The 19,484-nt window shown below is 66.4% G+C and carries 17 protein-coding genes and 1 pseudogene; 8 read left to right on the top strand and 10 right to left on the bottom strand.

Annotated elements, in window-relative coordinates; genetic code table 11:
* Positions 1–363 precede the first annotated feature (363 nt).
* From R4P95_RS00935 to R4P95_RS00905, 7 genes are all read right to left on the bottom strand, one after another.
* The gene (locus R4P95_RS00935; protein WP_213572961.1) at positions 364–759 is read right to left on the bottom strand and encodes a nitroreductase/quinone reductase family protein; all 396 of its coding nucleotides are present in this window, start codon (positions 757–759) and stop codon (positions 364–366) included.
* Positions 760–803: 44 nt separating this feature from the next.
* Positions 804–2,186 (bottom strand): dicarboxylate/amino acid:cation symporter, encoded by a 1,383-nt coding sequence (locus R4P95_RS00930; protein ID WP_213572960.1) that lies wholly within the window; start codon positions 2,184–2,186, stop codon positions 804–806.
* A gap of 190 nt (positions 2,187–2,376) precedes the next feature.
* Entirely contained in the window at positions 2,377–3,837 is a 1,461-nt protein-coding gene (locus R4P95_RS00925; RefSeq protein WP_213572959.1) for a CYTH and CHAD domain-containing protein, read from the bottom strand.
* Positions 3,837–4,829 carry an isopenicillin N synthase family dioxygenase gene (locus R4P95_RS00920; RefSeq protein WP_317746724.1) on the bottom strand — a complete coding sequence of 331 codons (993 nt, stop codon included), beginning with the start codon at positions 4,827–4,829 and terminating at the stop codon, positions 3,837–3,839. Before R4P95_RS00920 ends, R4P95_RS00925 begins: the two co-directional genes overlap by 1 nt.
* 99 nt (positions 4,830–4,928) lie before the next feature.
* Positions 4,929–6,434: an MFS transporter gene (locus R4P95_RS00915; protein WP_317746725.1), complete on the bottom strand. Its 1,506-nt coding sequence runs from the start codon at positions 6,432–6,434 to the stop codon at positions 4,929–4,931.
* A gap of 205 nt (positions 6,435–6,639) precedes the next feature.
* A complete protein-coding gene (locus R4P95_RS00910; protein ID WP_317746726.1) occupies positions 6,640–7,848 on the bottom strand; it encodes an enhanced intracellular survival protein Eis in 1,209 nt (402 codons plus the stop codon).
* Positions 7,849–7,923: 75 nt separating this feature from the next.
* Positions 7,924–9,306, bottom strand: coding sequence for a DUF2252 domain-containing protein (locus R4P95_RS00905; protein WP_317746727.1), 1,383 nt, complete (start codon positions 9,304–9,306; stop codon positions 7,924–7,926).
* A 115-nt stretch (positions 9,307–9,421) separates the two neighbouring features.
* On the opposite strand from R4P95_RS00905, the gene R4P95_RS00900 reads away from it, so the two are divergent.
* Entirely contained in the window at positions 9,422–10,054 is a 633-nt protein-coding gene (locus R4P95_RS00900) for a hypothetical protein (protein ID WP_317746860.1), read from the top strand.
* Here the strand turns inward: R4P95_RS00900 and R4P95_RS00895 are convergent.
* Positions 10,012–10,908: a dienelactone hydrolase family protein gene (locus tag R4P95_RS00895; protein ID WP_317746728.1), complete on the bottom strand. Its 897-nt coding sequence runs from the start codon at positions 10,906–10,908 to the stop codon at positions 10,012–10,014. The genes R4P95_RS00900 and R4P95_RS00895 overlap by 43 nt on opposite strands.
* A 61-nt stretch (positions 10,909–10,969) precedes the next feature.
* Positions 10,970–11,359 carry a VOC family protein gene (locus R4P95_RS00890; protein ID WP_213572953.1) on the bottom strand — a complete coding sequence of 130 codons (390 nt, stop codon included), beginning with the start codon at positions 11,357–11,359 and terminating at the stop codon, positions 10,970–10,972.
* A gap of 121 nt (positions 11,360–11,480) precedes the next feature.
* Here R4P95_RS00890 and R4P95_RS00885 point away from each other — a divergent pair, with 121 nt between their 5' ends.
* From R4P95_RS00885 to R4P95_RS00870, 4 genes and pseudogenes are all read left to right on the top strand, one after another.
* Positions 11,481–12,230: a DUF429 domain-containing protein gene (locus R4P95_RS00885; RefSeq protein WP_317746729.1), complete on the top strand. Its 750-nt coding sequence runs from the start codon at positions 11,481–11,483 to the stop codon at positions 12,228–12,230.
* Positions 12,231–12,290: 60 nt separating this feature from the next.
* Positions 12,291–12,746 carry a tellurite resistance TerB family protein gene (locus R4P95_RS00880; RefSeq protein ID WP_317746730.1) on the top strand — a complete coding sequence of 152 codons (456 nt, stop codon included), beginning with the start codon at positions 12,291–12,293 and terminating at the stop codon, positions 12,744–12,746.
* A gap of 469 nt (positions 12,747–13,215) precedes the next feature.
* A complete protein-coding gene (locus tag R4P95_RS00875) occupies positions 13,216–14,640 on the top strand; it encodes an aldehyde dehydrogenase family protein (RefSeq protein ID WP_317746731.1) in 1,425 nt (474 codons plus the stop codon).
* Positions 14,641–14,674: 34 nt separating this feature from the next.
* Positions 14,675–15,471: pseudogene (locus tag R4P95_RS00870) on the top strand (SDR family NAD(P)-dependent oxidoreductase).
* Here R4P95_RS00870 and R4P95_RS00865 read toward each other — a convergent pair.
* The gene (locus tag R4P95_RS00865) at positions 15,465–16,847 is read right to left on the bottom strand and encodes a flavin monoamine oxidase family protein (protein WP_317746732.1); all 1,383 of its coding nucleotides are present in this window, start codon (positions 16,845–16,847) and stop codon (positions 15,465–15,467) included. The pseudogene R4P95_RS00870 and the gene R4P95_RS00865 overlap by 7 nt on opposite strands.
* A gap of 365 nt (positions 16,848–17,212) precedes the next feature.
* Here R4P95_RS00865 and R4P95_RS00860 point away from each other — a divergent pair, with 365 nt between their 5' ends.
* The 3 genes from R4P95_RS00860 to R4P95_RS00850 all read left to right on the top strand — a co-directional run bounded on the left by R4P95_RS00860 (position 17,213) and on the right by R4P95_RS00850 (position 19,231).
* A complete protein-coding gene (locus tag R4P95_RS00860) occupies positions 17,213–18,040 on the top strand; it encodes an ABC transporter ATP-binding protein (protein WP_317746733.1) in 828 nt (275 codons plus the stop codon).
* Positions 18,041–18,236: 196 nt separating this feature from the next.
* On the top strand, positions 18,237–18,743 hold the full coding sequence (locus R4P95_RS00855) for an NADPH-dependent FMN reductase (RefSeq protein ID WP_213572939.1): 507 nt from the start codon (positions 18,237–18,239) through the stop codon (positions 18,741–18,743).
* The gene (locus R4P95_RS00850; protein ID WP_317746734.1) at positions 18,743–19,231 is read left to right on the top strand and encodes a flavin reductase family protein; all 489 of its coding nucleotides are present in this window, start codon (positions 18,743–18,745) and stop codon (positions 19,229–19,231) included. The genes R4P95_RS00855 and R4P95_RS00850 overlap by 1 nt, the downstream gene beginning before the upstream one ends.
* Positions 19,232–19,484 lie beyond the last annotated feature (253 nt).

Raw genomic sequence — 19,484 nt, 5'->3', positions numbered from 1 at the left:
TCCTCGCGATACTCGCCGAAATGGGGTCCGTGCAGCACACGGGTGGCGTCGGCGAGAGGATCACGGCGGAGAACCGGCCCCGAACCGATACGCCGGTGAGGCAGACGTCGTTGTCTGTGGTGCGGACCCTGACGAGTCCACGCGAAACCGCAGATTAGCGGAGGCTAAGTCCCCACTGCAAGCGGCTCGTTTCCCAGCAGTGGAGCGCCGGCAAATCCGCTCCCGGCGTGCGGGCAGAACACCTAGTTGCGAATGTCACACCTGGCCAGGACGCTGGGCCGACTCGTAGATGCACGGACTTTGGTCGGGTGCCGACGCTTCTGCGGGTGCGGATGACTATTCCGTGGGGGATGTGAGGGCATCTCAGTCGGTGAGATCGATCCGCACGGTCAGGAGGTCGGTGCCGACCGCCCGGACCGCCGCGCTGTTGAGCCGCGGGAGCTGCGCCAGCCGGGCGACGGCGTCGTCGTCGGGCAGCACAGTTGCGGTGCCGGTGTGCCAGGTGCCGTGCAGTCGCAGCCGCACGGCGTTGTTCGCGCGGATGTTGCGGATGTAATTCGACTGGCCGCCGTGCTCGGCGACGAGCCAGAACTGGTTGCCGGTTCGCCGCCCGCCGATCGGGGTGACCCGTGGTTGACCGCTCGACCGTCCGACGGTCTCCAGAAGAGTCTGGCTCGGCAACCGGGTGGTGAGCGGGTTGAGGACCCGCTTCTGGAACTGGGTGATGATTCGCCGCTTCCACGCGTTGACGTCGGCCATGGACGAGAGCCTTCCACGCGGAGAAGGCCCTCGTCGACCTTTCACTACGCGGCGGCCTCGACCGTGTCTTCGTCCTCGGCGAAGGGATCACCGTGACGTTCGGCGTTGTACCGGGCCTCGTCGAGGATGCCTTCACGCTTGGCGACGATCGTCGGGACGAGTGCTTGACCGGTGACGTTCACCGCGGTGCGGCCCATGTCGACGATCGGTTCGACGGCGAGCAGGAGGCCCACTCCGGCGAGGGGCAGTCCCAGCGTCGACAGGGTCAGCGTCAGCATGACCGTGGCACCGGTGGTGCCTGCGGTGGCTGCCGACCCGATTACCGACACCACCACGATCAGCAGATAGTCGGTGACGGACAGCGGCACCCCATAGAACTCGGCAACGAAGATCGCGGCGATGGCGGGGTACACGGCGGCGCAGCCGTCCATCTTGGTGGTCGCTCCCAGAGGGACCGCGAACGACGCATACTCGCGGGGAACGCCGAGATTGCGTTCGGTGACGCGCTCGGTGAGGGGGAGTGTGCCGATCGACGACCGGGAGACGAACCCGAGCTGGGTGGCGGGCCACACACCGGAGTAGAAGGCGCGCACCGACAGCCCGTGCGCACGTATCAGCACCGGGTAGACGACGAAGAACACCAGCGCCAGCCCGATGTAGACGGCTGCGGTGAACCAGCCGAGCGAGCCGATGGCATCCCAGCCGTAGGTGGCCACCGCATTGGCAATCAGTGCGGCGGTGCCGATCGGAGCAAGGCGGATGATCCACCACAGCACCTTCTGCACGATCGCCAGCAGCGAGGCATTGAACTGCAGGAACGGCTCCGCCTTGGCCCCGACCTTCAGCGCGGCGATACCGATGGCGGCGGCCACGACCAGCAGTTGCAGGACGTTGAAGCTCAGTGACGTGCTCGCGACGCCCTCGGTGACAGTCGTTTTCGCGCCCAGGCCCAGGAAGTTGCTGGGCACCAAACCGGTGACGAACGCCCACCACGATCCGGTGGTCGCCGGCTCCTTGCCTTCGCCGGACACCGTCGTATGGGCACCGGGCTGCGTGAGGAGCCCGACGACGATTCCGATGACCACCGCGATGAATGCGGTGATCGCGAACCACAGAAGGGTCTGCACCGCCAGCCGGGCGGCGTTGGCCACTTCCCGCAAGTTGGCGATCGAACTGACGATGGCGGTGAACACCAGCGGGATCACCGCAACGGTGAGGAGTTTGACGTAGCTCGTGCCGATGGTGTGGACGGTGCCGACGAGCCAGTTCTCGTTGCCGTCGGCGGCCGCGGGGAGGCTTCGGGCGACAAGCCCGAGGATGACGCCGACGACGAGGCCGGCGACGATCTGCGGGCCGAACGAGCCGGCCCATTTCGGTAGGCGCCGAGAGGTGTTCTCGGCGCGCGTGGACAGCGCGGAACTGGGCATGGGTGTGCCTTTCGCATGAAGCCGTCAGCCGATGCCTGGTAAGGCAGGATGCGGCGGGGAAGGTTCCTGAGAGTTGTGAGAAGGGTCCGTCAGAGCGGGCGCGGACAGATGGCGCTCGCCTGCAGCCGGAGGTCGACGTAGCGTCGAGAAGTCAGGAACAACACCGAAGCGACTGTACTCGCCGACTCGATCACTTCACGAGATGGGCGGCGTCCGCGCGGGCTTGCCGGGCATTCTCGAGTTCGAGTGCGTACAGCAGGCCGAAGGTAAACCCGTTCTCGCCCTCCGTAACTCCGGCGCGCGCTCCGAGAGCGCGAAGGTTGTCGGCGGCGAGCACGCTGTCCTGGTGCTCACCGAGCACCTTCTGGACGTGCTTGTACTCGGACACCTTTTTCTCTGCTTTCCCGCCGAGCAGTGGTGTGGCCAGCTCGGCCGCGTACCTGGCGCGTTTGGCCGCTTTCCGGGCGCGGTGCAACTCCGTCGCGTCGGAATCGGCTACAGCGGCAGTGAGTCGTTTCCGTGCCTTGCGCCCGGCGCGCTTGACAGCCTTCGCGATCACTTTCGGACCGGCGCCGGGTTCGATGGTCAAGGGTGGGGCCGTACGCCATTGCGCGAGCGTCACGAGAAGGTCGCGGTAGCGTGCGTCGTCGAGAGCGGACATGACGACGGTCAGGCAATGCAGCTGTTCCCCCAGCAGGTCCTGTTCGATTCGTGCGGCGACGGGACCCATGACCAGCTCGGCGGGCATGCCGGCGACCAATTCCCCGAGCCGGTGCCGTTGCACCTGACGATCGCGCACCTCGCCGAGTAGCCCCGCGTACCAGACGAGTTCGTCCTCGAGCCTCGACCGAGCGTCCGGGTCGACCAGATCCTTGAACACGCGAAGAGTGCTGCGGAACCGGCGAATGGCCACGCGGGTGGCGTGTATCGGGTCGAGTCCGCGGCGCAGCCACACATCACCCGCAACGATTTCGTCGATCTGGGTGCCGAGATAGTCGGTGAGCGCTCGCCGTGCCGGGTTCTCGGAATCGTCGTCCGCGCGGTGCGGCTCGAGTGCCAGAGCGCGAGCCAGTTTCGACGCGTACGACGACGTGTGCGCCCCGCTCCGAACGAGGCGGCCACCGATGTCGCGCAGCAGTCGTTCTTGCCCGTGATCGCCGAGTTCGACCTCGACTTCGCGCCACTGACTGGCAATGGCTCCACCGTTGTGGGCGGTTGCGGTGGCGCGCACCGAATCGTCTGCCAGTTCGGCCAGCGAGTTGCCATCGGAGTCGACCACACGGTGGCGCCGCCGGACGGTCGAGAGCGAAGCCACTCGCAGAAGAGGTTTGCCGAGCGCCACACCCGACACCGCGTTCGCCAGCTCGTCCGGGACGGACTCGTCGCCGGTCGGCGGAAGCCGGACCTCGGTGCGGGCGTCGCCTGCGGGCACCTTGAGTTGCCATCCGAGGTCGTCGTCCCCCGAGCGGCGGCGAAGCGTCAGATGGTGACGGAGAAGGTCACGGTCGGCGGTGTCGAAGTAGACACTGTCGAGCCGGATGGTATCGATGTCTTCCCGGCCCTGGTCGGGAACCAGGTCTCCGAGAGCCGGTACGACGAAGTCGAGGCTCACGTCGTATTTGTCTTCGCGTTCCGTCTGCTCCGCCGCCATCAGTCCAGTTTGCACCCCGCCTCTTTCGGATACCAGCGGCGGAAAACGTCGGGGTGCGCGCGGGTCCGGCTCTTCCACGCGTTCTCGCCGTATGTGCGGTACAACGGGTTGGCAGGGTCCCGTTCGACTCCCCGGGCTCGCGACGCCAGGTGCGGGGGCAGCGGAATCGTCGGAACGGCCGCGTCGAGTGCGGGATTGAGGAAGTACGGCACCGACAGCCGCTCCGGTGCCCCCGCCGGTGTGAGCACCCGGTGTCGGGTTGCCCGCAGATATCCACCCGTCGCCACCTCGAGTAGTTCGCCGATGTTGACCAGAAACGAGCCCGCGCGCGCCGGAGCGTCGATCCAGCCGCCGTCCTCACTCTCCACCTGCAGTCCCCTCGAGCCGGGCTCGAGGAGTAGGAGGGTGAGGACGCCTGAGTCCTTGTGGGCGCCCACACCCTGCTCACCGGTGTGATCGTCGCTCGGCCGTGCCGGGTACCGCACCACTTTGATGAGCGTGGCCGGGGCGTGGGCGAAGGCGTCGTCGAAGATGCCCGGATCGGCGTCGAGGGAGGCTGCCCAGTGTCGGAGCAGACGCATCCCGACCTCGGCCAGTGCCGCGTCGAACTGCTCGATTGTGGACTTCAGCGCGGGTAGTGCTGCGGGCCACTGGTTCGGGCCCTGCAACCGCAGGTAGTCGGTCGCATCCGGAACCGGGTCCCGTTCCGGTCCGATGTCGATCTGTTCACGCCAGTCGATCTCGCCGTTGGTCAGTTCCCCGCCCAGCCGGTTGTAGCCCCGGAAATGGGGACTGTCGATCATGGCGATCGACATCTTCGACTCTTCGGGCAGCGCGAAGAACTCCCGGGCAACCGAGAACACCCCGTCGAGGAGGCGGCGATCGACGCCGTGACCGTCGAGGTAGAAGAACCCGACGTGATGGGTGACCTCCCGCAGCCGCTCACGCCCGGCGGGGGTGTCCAGGTCGGCGAGGTCGATGACGGGAAGCACGTCTCCACGGTATCCCCGTGGCGAACTCCGGGCGAATGTACCGTTCGACGCGACCAGTGCGTCCGAAGGTACATTCGCCCGGCGAAGGAAGGGCCGTGATCAGCGATTCAGCACTGGCTCGCCCTCGTGGACGAGCACTGCCGGGGGAGCGTCGACCTGATCGATTCTGCGGGGAATCAGCGCGGCGAGGATCGCTCCCACGGCCGCCGCTGCGGCGCCGATCAGGAATGCGACCTGGAATCCTCTGTCGGTGTACAGGATTGCGCCCTGCGTCACCTCCGGCGGGATCGGGGCGATGTACGAGTTGTTCATCACCGTGAACGCGACCACCGGCAGGACTGCGGCGACGATGCTCTGTGTCACGCTCACGATGCTCGCCGTGGTGGCCTGCAGTTGCGGCGGAACGGCCTCGATCAGCAGGTTCGGCACCGCTGCGTAGGCCAGCCCCATGCCTGTGCCGGTCAGGCCGGCGAAGATCAGAAGCAGCGCTTTGGAGTCGTGCAGCTGGGCGGTGAGCAGGAATCCGGCCGACATGAACAACAGGCCCACGATCATCAACAGGCGAGGTCGGACGTTCTTGCCGACCAGGATGCCGACGACGATGCCGCCGACCACCACCATGCCCCCCAACGGAACCTGAAAGATCGCGAATCCTTCGGCGCTGACCCCGAACCCGTAACCTAACCCCAAAATCGCGGGAGTCATGGCCATCATCGGGAGCAGGATGGTGAACAGCGCACTGCAGCCGTACGCGAGCCCGGAGCCCATCGACGTCAGCAGGATCGGCCGCCTGCGGAGGACGTCGAGGTCGACGAGGGGTTCCCGCACGATCCGGGCGGAGACGAGCCAGGCCGCCACCAACGCGACGCCGCCGGCAAGGAAGGCGAGCGTCGACGCGTTCGACCAACCCCAGATCGGTCCGAAGCTGACCGCGATCAGAATGCCCGCGATGCCGCCGCCGAGGAGGACCGCACCGAGGACGTCCATTCTCGACTGCAGACGTACCGGTGATTCGTCCGTGCTGAGCATGATGAGCACACCGACGACGCCGAGTCCGACGACGAAGAACCAGAAGATGCTGCGGAAGCCGTGATTGTCGAGGAACCAGCCGGTGAGAAACGGCGCGGGGATGGCGATGAGGCCCATGCCGCTGGTGGCGACACTGACCGAGAGGGCGACGGTTTTCGACGGGAAGATGTCCCTGATCAAGGAGTAGCTCAGGAAGATGCAGGGAATCAGCACGCCGGACAGCGACCGGCCCACGATCAAGACCGCGTAGCTGGGCGCGACCGCGGAGACGAAGGATCCGAGTGCGGCAATGAACGTGCACGCCAGCAAAATCTTGCGCTTTCCGTACACGTCGGCCGATTTGCCGAGGAGGGGCCCGGTGACGGCTCCGACCAGCAGGAACGAGGTGAGCAACCACGCGCCCTGCGTAGTGTGGTAGTGCTGGGAAATCGCCGGAACCGCCATCGAAATCATGATGTAGCTGACCGCGAGAATCTCCAGGAGCAGCATGATCGAGGCCAGGGAGAAAAGTAGCCGCGGCGACCAGTTCGGTGTCTCTCCGGGCAAGTCGATGGACGTGGTAGCAGGATCTATCATCGGGGTCCTCTCGGGTACCCACACGGTCCCTGTTCGGGATTGCGCCGTGCAGTGTGTCGGTGACCGCACCCGCCCTCCATTGGGTGAGAAGTGCGTGTTCGACATCACACTTCGCCACGGACGCACCCACCATGGGTGTGACCGCTCAGCGGAAGAACTGACCGCGTTGCGTCCGCTCACCGGAACAGTGCGCAGGCGAACGGGTCTAGAACCCCCAGCCCATCTGCGCGGAGTATTCCGAACCGAAGGCGAGGTCCAGGGCATCGAGGGTTGACGAGTCGACGGCCCACAACCTGGTCGCTGCGGCGAACGCGCGTGCGCGGTGCGCACCGAGGTACAGGCTGCCCAGCACGTCCAGGGCGAGCACCACCTGTGGGTCCGCTTCGGTGCGGGTGCACACCGCGCGGCCGTCCCGCACGCGCAACGCGAATCGGCCGCCGGCATCGAGGAAGTCATCGTCGACCTGCATCACGACGTCGAGATCGCACCGGTATACCCGAGCCTCCAGCGCGGCGGGAACGTCCATGATCCGTACCCACAATTCGTCGTGACGGGAGGTCGTACGGACCAGCCTGCTGTCAGTCAACAGGTACGGCAGCGGATCGTCGGGAACAACGGAGGCCTCGATCCGCCGCATGAGGTCCAGTCCGAGCAGGGCCCGCCACAGGGCGATATGGCTGTCGTCGGTGACCGAGCGGAACTCCTGGACGCGCGCGGTCGTCCCGTGCTCTCCGGAGACGCAGCGGTAGAGCACGTACCCGTCGTCGTGGAGCAGTCCGAACAGGCTCGTACCGCCGCCGCGCTCGTTCTCCGGGTCGGCGAAAATTCGGTCCCACACGTTGTCCGGGCGTACCTGGGCGCCGGGTGTACGTCGCTGCCACCGGTCGTAAATTTTGGTGATCGACGGACGCGCCTCGACGGGGCGGACCATGCGCACACCACCGGGATCGGGTACATCCGGGTGTAGTGCTGCGAACCGGCGATCGATTCCGACCGTGGATTCGACAGTGGTCGGACCGTACCCGAACCGGCCGTAGATCCCGCCCTCGCTGGCGGTCAGAATCGACAACGGCACACCCGACCGCCGGATACGCGCGTGTTGTTCTGTGTAGAGCGCGCGAAGGATGCCCCGCCTGCGATGTGTGGGGGCAACGGTCACCGCGGTGATCCCGGCCGCCGCGACGCCGACACCACCGGGCACGGTGACCGTCATCGGAATGTCCATGGTGGCGCCCACCACGTCAGCACCGTCCAGTGCGATGACAGGACGGTCGGCGCCCACCAGTCCTTTCCAGAAGGCTGTGAGCTCCGGCGTCTGCGGCGTCGCAAAACAGATTTCGTTGAGCAGCACGATCTTCGGCCAATCCTGCTCCGTCGCCGTCCTGATCGTGATGCCGCCGGTGGTGGTCGTCATACCCCGACACTGGCACACCACACTCTGCCCTGCACGCGAATTTCAGCCGACCGTGAGGGACGACGGCGCACCAGCTCAGGCCGGGTCGGCGGCGATCCGTCCCGAGTGCACCGCGTCGACCAGGACCGCGTGGTCGGCTTCGGTTCGATCGGCGTAGCGGACGGCGTACCGCCCGATCGCTTCGTCCAGTTCTTCGTCGCCGGCGAAGTAGCCGGCGAGTAGCCGCGGATCGAGCGAACGGGTGTGTGCACGTGCGAGGAGGGCACCGGCCAGGCGGCCGTAGTCGTCGAGATGGTCCTGCGCGAGACCGGTGGGATCGATGTCGCCTTTGAGGTTCCGGAACTGTCGCACGATGTAGGGAAGGCCGTCGATTGTGGTCCAGCCCAGGAGAATATCCGACTCCGCCTGCACCAGCCGGGCACCGTGCACGATCCGCTTGCCTTCGTGTTTCGGCGTGCTGACAGGCAGGTACGGCGACAGTGCCGACGGCCGCGCCTGCTTGAGCTGCAGGACGAGTGCCTCGTCCCGGTTGCCCTGCAGCAGGGCGATGTAGCTGCGCAGTCCCACACTCCCGGTTCCGACGATCCGGAACGCGACATCGGATACGGCGAACCGGGTGATCAGGTTGCGGCGCGACTCGCGCAGTGACTCGACATAAAGTTCGAGTCCATCGATCACCGCATCGGCGGTGGCCTGTTCGACACGTGTGAGAACCGGCGGGTTCTCCACGAATCGCCGTCGCCGTGTCCCGGATTCGTGGTCTTCGAGGTGCTCGGTCCATTTGGCCGCCACCTTTTCGCTGGTGTTGCGGCGGGCCTTCTGCGCGGCCTTGTCGAAGTCGTCGAGAAGATCGTCTGCTTTCGCCCGTTCGAGCGCCGACTTGTCGGGGAGAGCGTTCCACGACTGCAGGAATGGCTGTTCGGCGAGTTCGCGGATGGTGCGCCGATACGAGGTGACGGCATCCTCGGCGGCCTCGATGCAGCCGCGCTCGGAGACACTGCCCTCGCGTCCGGCGAGGACCAGGCTCGCGGCGAGACGTTTGAGGTCCCACTCCCACGGACCCGGGAGCGTCTCGTCGAAGTCGTTGATGTCCATGACGATCTGTCCGTCCGGTGTCCCGTACAGGCCGAAATTGGCGGCGTGGGCGTCGCCGCACAGTTGCGCCGTCAACCCGGTGACCGGTGAACCGGCGAGGTCGGCTGCCATGAGGCCGGCAGCGCCTCGGAAGAACGAGAAAGGGGAGGCGATCATTCGTCCGATTCGCAGCGGCAGCAGAGACGTCAGCCTGCCCTCGTTGGTGGCCTCGACGAACTCGAGCACTCCGGGCCGCTCTGCCCCGGCGGCGAGGTGGTCGTGCGCGCTGGACGGCACGGATGCCCGCAGCGCGTTGCCGCGCGCAGCGACGTCGTCCGCCTCGACCCTCGTTCGCAGGTCGACCCGCGCTCGGTCGGTCGTCACGATGGTGACCTTATCCCAGGCGCTCGGCGTTCGACTAAGGTCCGGTGCATGCGGAGCAAGTGTGGCAACCGTGCCGCAGGGTGAGGCCGGAACCTTCCGACGTCGGGAACCGGTCATGCGCCGCGAATCGTGGGGTTTCGCGATCGGGTCGGTGTTGTTCGCGCTCGGAGCACTGCAGGTGTACGGGGACGCTGTCGGCCGGGAGATCGACAATGCGACGTATTTCGTGGGATCGCTGTTCTTCACGGCCGCCGCGTACATCCAGCTCCGACTCAGTGGACGACCGGTGCCCGGTGCCGAATCCTTACGCGCCGAGCGCTACGACTGGTGGGCGGCGCTGATTCAGTTCGCCGGCACTCTTCTGTTCAACCTCAGCACGGGGGTGGCACTCGTCCACGGCCTGACGGTCGAACAGGACGAAGCGTGGCAGTGGCGGCCGGACCTGTTCGGGTCTACCGCCTTCCTCGTTGCCAGTGGCCTGGCGGTAGTGGCCACGACCGAAACCGACAAATTGTGGGATCCCCATGCTCGCAACTGGCGGAGCACCTGGCTGAACATGATCGGGTCGGTGGCGTTCGGCGTGTCGGCCGTCGCCTCCTTCATACTGCCGGGAACGGACATGCCGGCCGATCCGGTGGCTGCAGATCTCGGAACGTTCGTGGGCGCGCTCTGCTTCTTGGTGGCCGCGCTGTTGATGCGCCCACCTCACCGCACGTATTCGTCGAACCAGTCGAGTACCCGGTCGTAGGCATCGCTCGCTGCCGCGGGGTTGTAGCGCTGCCCGGTGTCGTTGAAGAAGGCGTGGTCGGCACCCGGAATCGTGACGATCTCGTGTGGCAGTGCGGCACGAGCCAATGCGGCGGCTGCGGCGTCCCGGCTCGCGTTCACCCGGGCATCGTGCTCCGCATAGATGGCCAGCACCGCGGCACGGGAACCAGAAAAATTCGCGTTCTCCGGCAGGGGTCCGTAGAACGGGACGGAGGCGGCCAGTCGAGGTTCACCGGAGGCCAGAAGTAGCCACACCATGCCACCGCCGAAGCAGAACCCGACCGTGGCCGTTTTTTTGTTCGGCACCCGTCGTTCGAGTTCGTCGACGCCGGCCTTCATGTCGGCCACGAAGCGTTCGGGCGGCACCTTCGCCAGTGTCGCCGTGGCCTGAGCGGGATCCGTGAAGGACGCGGTGCCGCCCTCTTCCGACAACAAGTCGACGGCGAGAGCGGAGTACCCTGCTCCTGCGAATCGACCTGCGACCGAACGAATATGGTCGGTGAGCCCCTTGTTCTCATGGATGACGAGCACTGCTCCGCGGGGCGAGTCCGCCGGCGCCCAGGCTCCTTGGAGGGTTCGTCCGTCGGGTCCGGGTAGCGTCACCGATTCTGTGGCGACGGCGCCTGCCGCACCGGGTGGTGGGGATGCCTCACTGGACGCGGTGCTCGCCGCGGTCGTGCCTGGGTCGTTGGTGCAGGCGGCGAGGAGTGAGGTGGCGGCAGCGACACCGAGGCCTATCAGGCCCAGTCTTCGCAGGGCTTCCCGTCGGGTGAGGAGGCCGTCGGCATGGTCGACCGCGATCTCCTCGGCAATATAGCGTTGCAGTGGCGTCATGATCGTCCCCGTCCGAACGGCCGTTGCAGAGCACTATCGCGCGTCAGCGACGCGACCAGACCTACGCCGGTGCGAAGAACTCCAGCGCGATGTTGTCGGGATCGCGGAACGAGATACCGGATCCGTAGTGGGCGGTCTTGATGCCTCCGTGCTCGATGCCGAGGGCGTCCAGGCGATCCCGCCACACCACCAGATCGGAACACTGGAACGCCACGTGGTCGAGCCCCACCTGCCGTTCGTCGAATGTGCTTCCGGAACTGCCGCCGGTGTGCGCGTGTAAGCCGAACAGCATCCCACCGTCCAGAGCGAACACGGTGTGATGGAAGGTGCCCGACTCCTCGTCCTCGTCGAGGACGGGTGCCGAATCGAACAACGCGCTGTACCAAGCGGTGCTGGTCGGCAGGTCGGAGACCGTGATCGCGATGTGGGCCAAGCCCGGGAAACTGGACATGTGTGGCATCCCTTCTCCGGCGAAGTTCGTGCGCGGATCCATACGACAGTATCGACTTCCGGCACCCGGCACACCCAGAAACCACTCGAGCCCACTCGGCTGGGACGGCTAGCCTGGGGCGATGCGCACCGTGGGCGTCGATCTCGCCGCCGAACCGAACAGGACGGCCATGGCCGCCGTCGAGTGGTCGGAATGCGGGGCCCGCGTCGAATCGGTGATCCTGGGCGTACGCAACGACGCCATCACCGCCGCAATCCTCGACAGCGACCGGGCGGGAATCGATGCACCTTTCGGCTGGCCCGACGCCTTCGTGCAGATGGTGTCCGCACATCATGCCGGCAGGATGGCGGCCACCGAAGAACTGTCACACCGCGCCGGCCGGCGACCCCTGACGAAACGTCGGACCGACCTCGTCGTCCAGGCTGCCACCGGCATCGCACCGCTCAGTGTCTCCGCTGACCTCATCGCGCACGTGGCACTGCGCTGCGCCGGAATTCTCGCCGAACTCGGCGACCTCGGCGCCGACGTCGACCGCGTCGAAGGCCGGGCAGTGGAGGTGTATCCCGCCGCTGCCCTGCGGCGGTGGGGACTGCTCTCGCGCGGCTACAAGCGGTCTGCGAATCGGGTGACCCTGGGAGAGTTGGTCGACACGCTTCTCACCTCGGCGCCGTGGATGGACCTCGGGGCGCACGAACCACTCTGCCGCACCTCGGACGACGCCCTCGACGCCGTCCTGTCCGCTGTGATCGCGCGCGCGGCGGCCGTGGGACGCACGGAGATGCCTGACGACGCGGACCGCAGGATCGCCCGCCGCGAGGGCTGGATCCACGTGCCCGTGGGCAGCCTGCAGTCGCTGCGGCCGACGCTGTGAACCGAAACCAGGCAAAGTGGACAGCACACGCACAGTGCGTGGCGAGGACAAAGGAGACCCATGGCTTTCTGGGATCAGCTGAAGGCAAAGGCGTTCGAAATGAACGGCCAGCTCAAGACGAAAACGGCACAGTTCCAGAACAAGGAGTTCGCCAACGCCAGCATGGCTATGTGCGCGCTCATCGCCGCGGCTGACGGCACGATTGACCCGTCGGAACGACAGAAGACTGCGACGCTGATCACCAGCAACGAAGCGCTCAGTGTCTTTCCCTCGGATGAGCTGCGTCAGAAGTTCGAGTGGTACTGCGGCAAGCTGCAGTCGGACTTCGAGTTCGGCAAAATCGAAGCCACCGCCACCATCGCGAAGTTGAAGTCCAAGCAGGATCAGGCGCGGGCCGTGATTCAGATCGGCATCGTCATCGGCGGCGCGGACGGCAACTTCGACCAGCACGAGCGAAATGTGGTGCGCGACGCCTGTTTCGCCGTCGGGATTGCTGCGGCGGAATTCGAACTGTGACGTAAACGGTGGCGCGCCCCTAAGAGGTGGCGCGCCCCTAAGAGGTGGCGCGCCACCGACTGCGACGTCGATCCCATGATCGAACAGTGGCTGACACGAGAAGTTGGCGTCACCCGGCGCAGCGGAACCTCCACGCCGGGGGCGTGCTCATCCGGGTCGCGGGTGTCAGCGGCACCAATGCCGAAGGACCTTTGCCGTGAGCTCGGCCCGACTCAGGTGGTGATGGTGATGGCGCGGTCCCCGCTGGTGCTGCACCTCGGAATGGACTTCGCGAATGATTTCGAACATCCCTCCGCCCTCCATTCTCTGCATCCTGCCCCGGAGCAGGACGCACCGGGGCGTCTGATTCCGTTTTACCCCATCGGTGGGCTTTCAGACGGGTTTCGGGCATACCTTTTCCGGCGTCGTTCGGCGGGGCCGCCGTAGGGTCGAGGCAGTGGCACAACCCGATATCGATGGAGGCTGACCGATGACCGAAGTTCTGGACCGCAGCAAGATTTACATCGACGGAGCGTGGGTCGATTCGCAGGGGACGGGGCGTATCGACGTCGTCAACCCCGCCACCGAAGAGGTCATCGCTGTGGTCGCGGACGGCACCGCAGAGGACGTCGACCGCGCCGCCGAGGCCGCCCGCGCCGCGTTTCCCGCGTGGTCGGCGCTCAGCGGCGAAGAGCGCGGCCAGTACCTGCGCAAAGCGGCCGGTCTCGTGAAGGAGCGAGTCGATGAACTCGCCGCCCTGGTGTCGAGCGACATGGGGATGCCTGTGCGGTTAGCGAAGCCCGTGCAGATCGGGATGCCATTGGCGAACCTCTCGGCCTTCGCCGAACTGGCCGCCAACTACAACTTCGACGCCCAGGAGGTCGGGAATTCGCTGATCGTGCGGGAGCCGATCGGCGTGGTCGGTGCCATCACCCCGTGGAACTTCCCCCTCCATCAGGTGGTCCTGAAGGTCGGTGGCGCCCTCGCCGCGGGTTGCACCGTGGTGCTCAAGCCGACCGAGGTGGCGCCCCTCATCACCTACGCCCTCACTGACATCTTCCACGAGGTCGGTCTGCCGGCTGGCGTGTTCAACCTCGTCAGCGGGTACGGTCCCGTGGTCGGGGAGGCAATCGCCGGACACCCCGAGGTAGACATGGTCTCCTTCACCGGCTCCACCCGCGCCGGTAAGCGCGTCGCCGTCGTCGCAGCCGAGACGGTGAAGAAGGTGGCGCTCGAGCTGGGCGGCAAGTCGGCCAACGTCATCCTCGACGACGCGGACCTCACCAAGGCCGTCACCGACGGGGTGGGCAAGTGCTATTTGAACTCGGGTCAGACGTGTTCGGCCCTCACCCGCATGCTCGTCCCGGCCGACAAGGTGGACGAGGCGGCCGCGATCGCTGCGCAGGTCGCCCAGAACTATGCCGTCGGCGACCCGACCGCGGCCACGTCGGTCCTCGGGCCGCTGGTCAATTCGAATCAGCTCAAACGCGTCCGAAGCTACATCGAGCAGGGAATCGCCGAGGGTGCCGAGCCTGTCCTCGACGGACGCGAAACCGGTCAGGAGAAGGGCTATTTCGTCGGCCCCACCATCTTCTCCGGGGTCACCGAAGACATGACGATCGCCCGCGAAGAGATCTTCGGACCTGTGCTCTCCATCATCGGGTACCAGGACGAGGAGGACGCGGTCCGGATCGCCAACGCCACCGAGTACGGGCTCGCCGCTGGCGTCTGGTCCGGCGACAAGGACCGTGCCGATCGCGTCGCCCGGCGGCTACGGGCCGGCCAGGTCGAGGTGAACGGCGGCACCTTCAACACCAACGCCCCGTTCGGTGGGTACAAGCAGTCGGGTATCGGGCGTGAAGCCGGTGTACTCGGCTTCGAAGAGTTCCTCGAGGTCAAGTCGATCCAGCGGTAGGCGGCTTCGCCGCCCGTGAGTGGTTAACGAGTCTCTGGACTCGTCAACCACTCACGGGCGGCGAAGCGCAATTGGCGGCAGCCGCGGAATCGGTCTCGCGATCGCGCGCAGCTTTGCGTCGGAGGGGGTCGACGTGGTGCTCGCGGCCAGGAGTGTCGAGGCGCTGGAACTGGCGGCGAAGACGCTGTCGCAGGAGACCGGGCGCCGGGTGATCGGCGTCCCCACCGACACCGGCGACGACGGTTCGGTGCGCGCCCTCGTGCAGCGGACGGTGGACGAACTCGGCGGCGTCGACATTCTCGTGAACGCCGCGGCCACACCGTGGAGCGCGGGCAAGCCGAGCGACTTCGCGTCCACCACCGACGACGTGGTGCGCGCTGAACTCGAGATCAAGGTGCTCGGCTATCTGCGGACCGCCCGCGCGGTGGCACCGCACCTCGTGGAGCAGGGGTGGGGACGGATCATCAATATCAGCGGGCTCGGTGCACGCCAGGCCAATTCCATCGCGCAGACCGTGCGGAACGTCGGTGTGTCGGCGCTGACGAAGAACCTCGCCGACGAACTCGGGCCGCACGGAATCAACGTGACGGTGGTGCATCCGGGACTGACGCGGACGGAGCGACTCGTCGACCGGTTGGCCAAGCAGTCCGAGGACGAAGGTGTTCCGGTCGCCGAGTTGGAGTCGCGGCTGGCCACCAACTCGATCCACCGGCTGATCGACGCGAGCGAGGTCGCGGACGTCGTCACGTTCCTGGCGTCACCGCGCAGTGTCGGGATCACCGGCGACGCGGTGGCCGTCGGCGGGGTGCTCCGGGCGCCGTCTACTACTGAGCGCGGGCGGGTGACAGCACGCCGTCGTGTTCGGTGACTTCGCGGGCGGCGCGCTCCCCGGACCGGATGGCCCCGTCGACCCAGCCGCACATCACGGACGAACTCTCCGTGCCTGCCCAGTGAATGCGACCGCAGGGCTTGCGGAGGGCGCGGCCGAACTGGGTGAGCACTCCCGTCGGCGCATGACTGAGCATGCCGCCGCCGGAGTAGCGCTCGACGCTCCAGTTCTGCTCGATGTAGTCGACGGGGGAGGCTGCCTTATTTCCGAACCTTGCGGTCAACTCCGCGAGCACCGCCTTCCTCCGTTCGGCTTCCGGCAGCGTCCCCAACTTGCGGGCGATCGGTCCCTCGACGATGACGCACAGAACACCGGGACGTCCCGTGTCGGTACTGGCGTCGATGGTGATCGTCGCGGGGGAGTCGGGTGCCGCCGACTGCCCCGACAGTCCGGCGGCGCGCCAGAAGGGTTCGTCGTAGAGGACGGCGATCTTCATGACCGCACCGCTCGGCATTCGCTGGTGCAGGAAGGACCGATCCATCGGCAGCAGCGGTTCGTAGACGATCTGGCTCGCGATCGCCAGGGGTACCGCGACGATCGCCCTCCGGGCCCGCACAGCCAGATCCGCGGAGCGGACGGTCACGCCGTCGCGGTCCTGCGCGATGTCCCGGACGGGTTGTGACAGGTGGAGCGCGTTGCCGATCTCGGTTGCCATCGGACGATAGACGGCACCCATTCCGCCGACCGGCCGCGCGTCCTCGGCGGCGTCCTTCACACCGAGGACGAAACTCGGACCGCCGCCGGATGCCATCTGGTACAGGACGAACAGCATCGACACCTCGGACGCCGCGGACGTGTAGCAGCCGGCGATGGCGGTCTCGAGAAGGTCGTGGGCGGGTGTGGACAGCGTGTTGTCGCCGAGCCATTTGGCGAGGCTGATCGAGTCCCACTTCGCTGCCTTCTTCGCCTCCCACGGCGCGTCGAGCGGGATCGTCTTGCACATCTCGCCGAGTTCGACGAACACGGCCCCGAGATTCGCGGCCGCCCAGGGACTCATCGTCAGGGGAATCGTGCCCTTGTACCGGTACTGCTTGCCGTCGACGACCATCATCGCCTCGCCGTCGGTGTACTGCTTGTAACTCTTGACGCCGAATTCGTCCATCAGGGCGTAGATCCGGTCCTGTCCCGGCCCGATCCACGCACCGCCCCGATCGATCCACGAACCGTCCTCGCGGACCTCGGTGAACGTCCGGCCGCCGATCCGGTCACGCGCCTCCACGAGCGCGACCGATTGTCCGGCCTGTTTCAAACGCAGTGCCGCCGTCAGTCCGGCGAATCCGGCGCCTACGACGCAATAGTCGACCTCGATGTCTGCCATGACACATCCCCTCGCGCTGCGCGCGCGGCCCTCGTGCGGCCGTATGTAACGGGTGCGCCGCCATTGGTCCTGGGGGTGTGAATTCCTCTCTCCGGGAATGAAATCGCCGCGCACAGAACATTTTCATCCTTACTCGCGGCGAGTAGTGCGGTCAAGGGCGTCCCCCCGTGAGTACTTATTAACCGCCCGTTGTTAACAAGTACTCACGGGTGGGGACCAGCGGAAACACCTGCTCGGCGATGCGCTCTAGCTCCTCGTGCGCGGGGGAGCACTGGATGAGCAGGAGTGTCACCAGTACACCCGGCAACTCGTCGAGAACCATAAGGAGTACGGACTCGAGTCGGTCATCGGAAAGGAGGCGGCTCGTGTCTGAGTCGTTGCTGCGCATGACCGGCGTCCGGGTGGAGCTCGGACCCCGCGCGGCCCGCAAGCAGATCCTGCACGGCGTCGACCTGACCATCGATGCCGGCGAGAAGGTGGGACTCATCGGTGAAAGCGGTTCTGGGAACACGACACTGGCACGCACGATTCTCGGTCTGATCACCCCGAAGTCCGGATCGGTCGAGATTCGCGGGCAGCGCGTCGACGACCTGTCCGCCGCGCACCGCAGGGCGCACCGCCGCACGGGGACCGTGCAGTACGTGTTCCAGGATCCGCTGCTGAGCCTCGATCCGGACATTCCGGTGGGCGAGTCGATCGCCGAGGGACTGCTCGTGCGCGGCGGACTCGACCGCAGCGTGGTGCGGTCGCGAGTGGCAGCGGTACTGGGCAGTGTCGGACTCGACGCCGACATCGCGGCGCGTATTCCCGCAGACCTGTCGGGTGGGCAGCGCCAGCGGATCGCGATCGCGAGGGCCCTCGTCCTCGATCCGGCGCTGCTGCTGCTCGACGAACCGGTCAGCGCCCTCGACTCGGTCAACCGTATTCAGATCCTGAAACTGCTCACCGAACTCGGGCACTCGCGGCAGCTCGCTCAGCTGTTCATCTCGCACGATCTGGGGGCGGTCGCGGCGCTGGTCGACCGGATCGTCGTGCTATACCGCGGCAACATCGTCGAGGACGGTCCCACCCATCAGGTGATCTCCGACCCCCAGCACCCGTACACGGCGCTTCTCGTCGGATCGGCTCCCACGTTGAGCGGCGGCGCGGTGACCCGGGTACGGCGCCGCGAACTGAGGCTCCGCCTCCTGTGAGTACTTCTTAACTACCCGTTGTTGATAAGTACTCACGGGTCGGCAGTGTAAGCCCGACCATCAGTGAACGGAAGCGTTCGATTCGACGTGATCCGAATTAACTGCGATCGAAAAAGGCTGGCAGTCAATCATATTCGACTATGAACACTTGGCTGTTCTATCGTGGCACCGACAGCACATGAGAGGCGAGGGAACGATGAAGGTAACGGTAGTCGCGGGCAATCCGAAGGCGGGTTCGCGCACACTGGACGCGGCGACGTTGGTGGCGACGGCGGTGACGGGTTCCCCCGTGGACTCGGTCGTCGACGTCATCGAGTTGGGTCCCGGGCTGCTCGGCTGGGGTGACGACAAGGTCGCGCAAGCGGTCGAGACGGTGGCAGAGTCGGACCTGGTGGTGGTCGCAAGTCCGACCTTCAAGGCCACCTATACGGGAGTGCTCAAGCTCTTCCTCGACCAGTTCGCGACAGCCGAAGGACTGCGGGGCGTGGTCGCGGTCCCGGTGATGCTCGGCGCGGGCCCGGCGCACTCGCTCGCACCCGAGCTGCTGTTGAAGCCGGTATTGGTGGAGCTCGGCGCAACAACGCCGGCGCCGGGGCTGTACCTCGCCGACACCACCTACACCACCGATTCGCGAATCGCCGAGTACGCCGAGCGCTGGGGTCCGGTGCTCACCGCGGCGGCAACGGCACGGACGGAGTTGTGATGAGCGGGACGGTAACGCTGGACCCAGGTTCGTTGCGGGAGGCGTTCTCGCACGTGCCCAGTGGTGTGGTGGCGGTGTGCGCAGAGGTCGACGGTGAGCGGGTCGGGATGGCGGCCAGCACCTTCGTGCCGGTGTCGTTGGATCCACCTCTCGTTGCGTTCTGCGTGCAGAACACCTCTTCGACGTGGCCCAAGCTGGCGGGATTGGCGCGCATTGGAATCAGCGTGCTGGGGGAGGTGCACGACACCGCGGCGCGCGTACTGGCCGCGAAGACCGGCGACCGGTTCGAAGGACTCACCACGGAAACCAGCGACGGCGGGGCGGTATTCGTCGGTGGTGCCTCCGTGTGGCTCGACACGACAGTGTCGGAGCAGGTGCCCGCCGGCGATCATGCGGTCGTGCTGTTGAAAATTAACGAGGTGCGGGTGCAATCGGACGTGGAGCCGATCGTGTTCCACCGCAGTACCTTCCGATGGCTGCAGGCCTGAGATTTTCTCCACCGTGCGGCCACGAGAACGAAGAGTGCGATCGGCGACCGCGGATCTGAGGGCAGGGCCGGCCGGGCAACCCGCACCGTCGCAGACGTTGCAGCCATGGATCCCTGTCTCGTTCCGTGTGGTGTCCGGGGCGGATGCGAAGGGCCGCCGCCTCGGGGAATTGTGAGCGTCCGATGCGAATTCGGGAGGTTGAGGACGGTGCCTGAGCCGGGTCGGCCCGGTCGGAGTGTATTCCGCTCCGGCC

Source organism: Rhodococcus sp. IEGM 27 (genome assembly GCF_033142305.1).
GTDB classification, from domain to species: Bacteria; Actinomycetota; Actinomycetes; order Mycobacteriales; family Mycobacteriaceae; genus Rhodococcus_F; species Rhodococcus_F oxybenzonivorans.
Note: the sequence above shows the minus strand (reverse complement) of the source record. Positions and strands in the feature narration are given on the sequence as shown.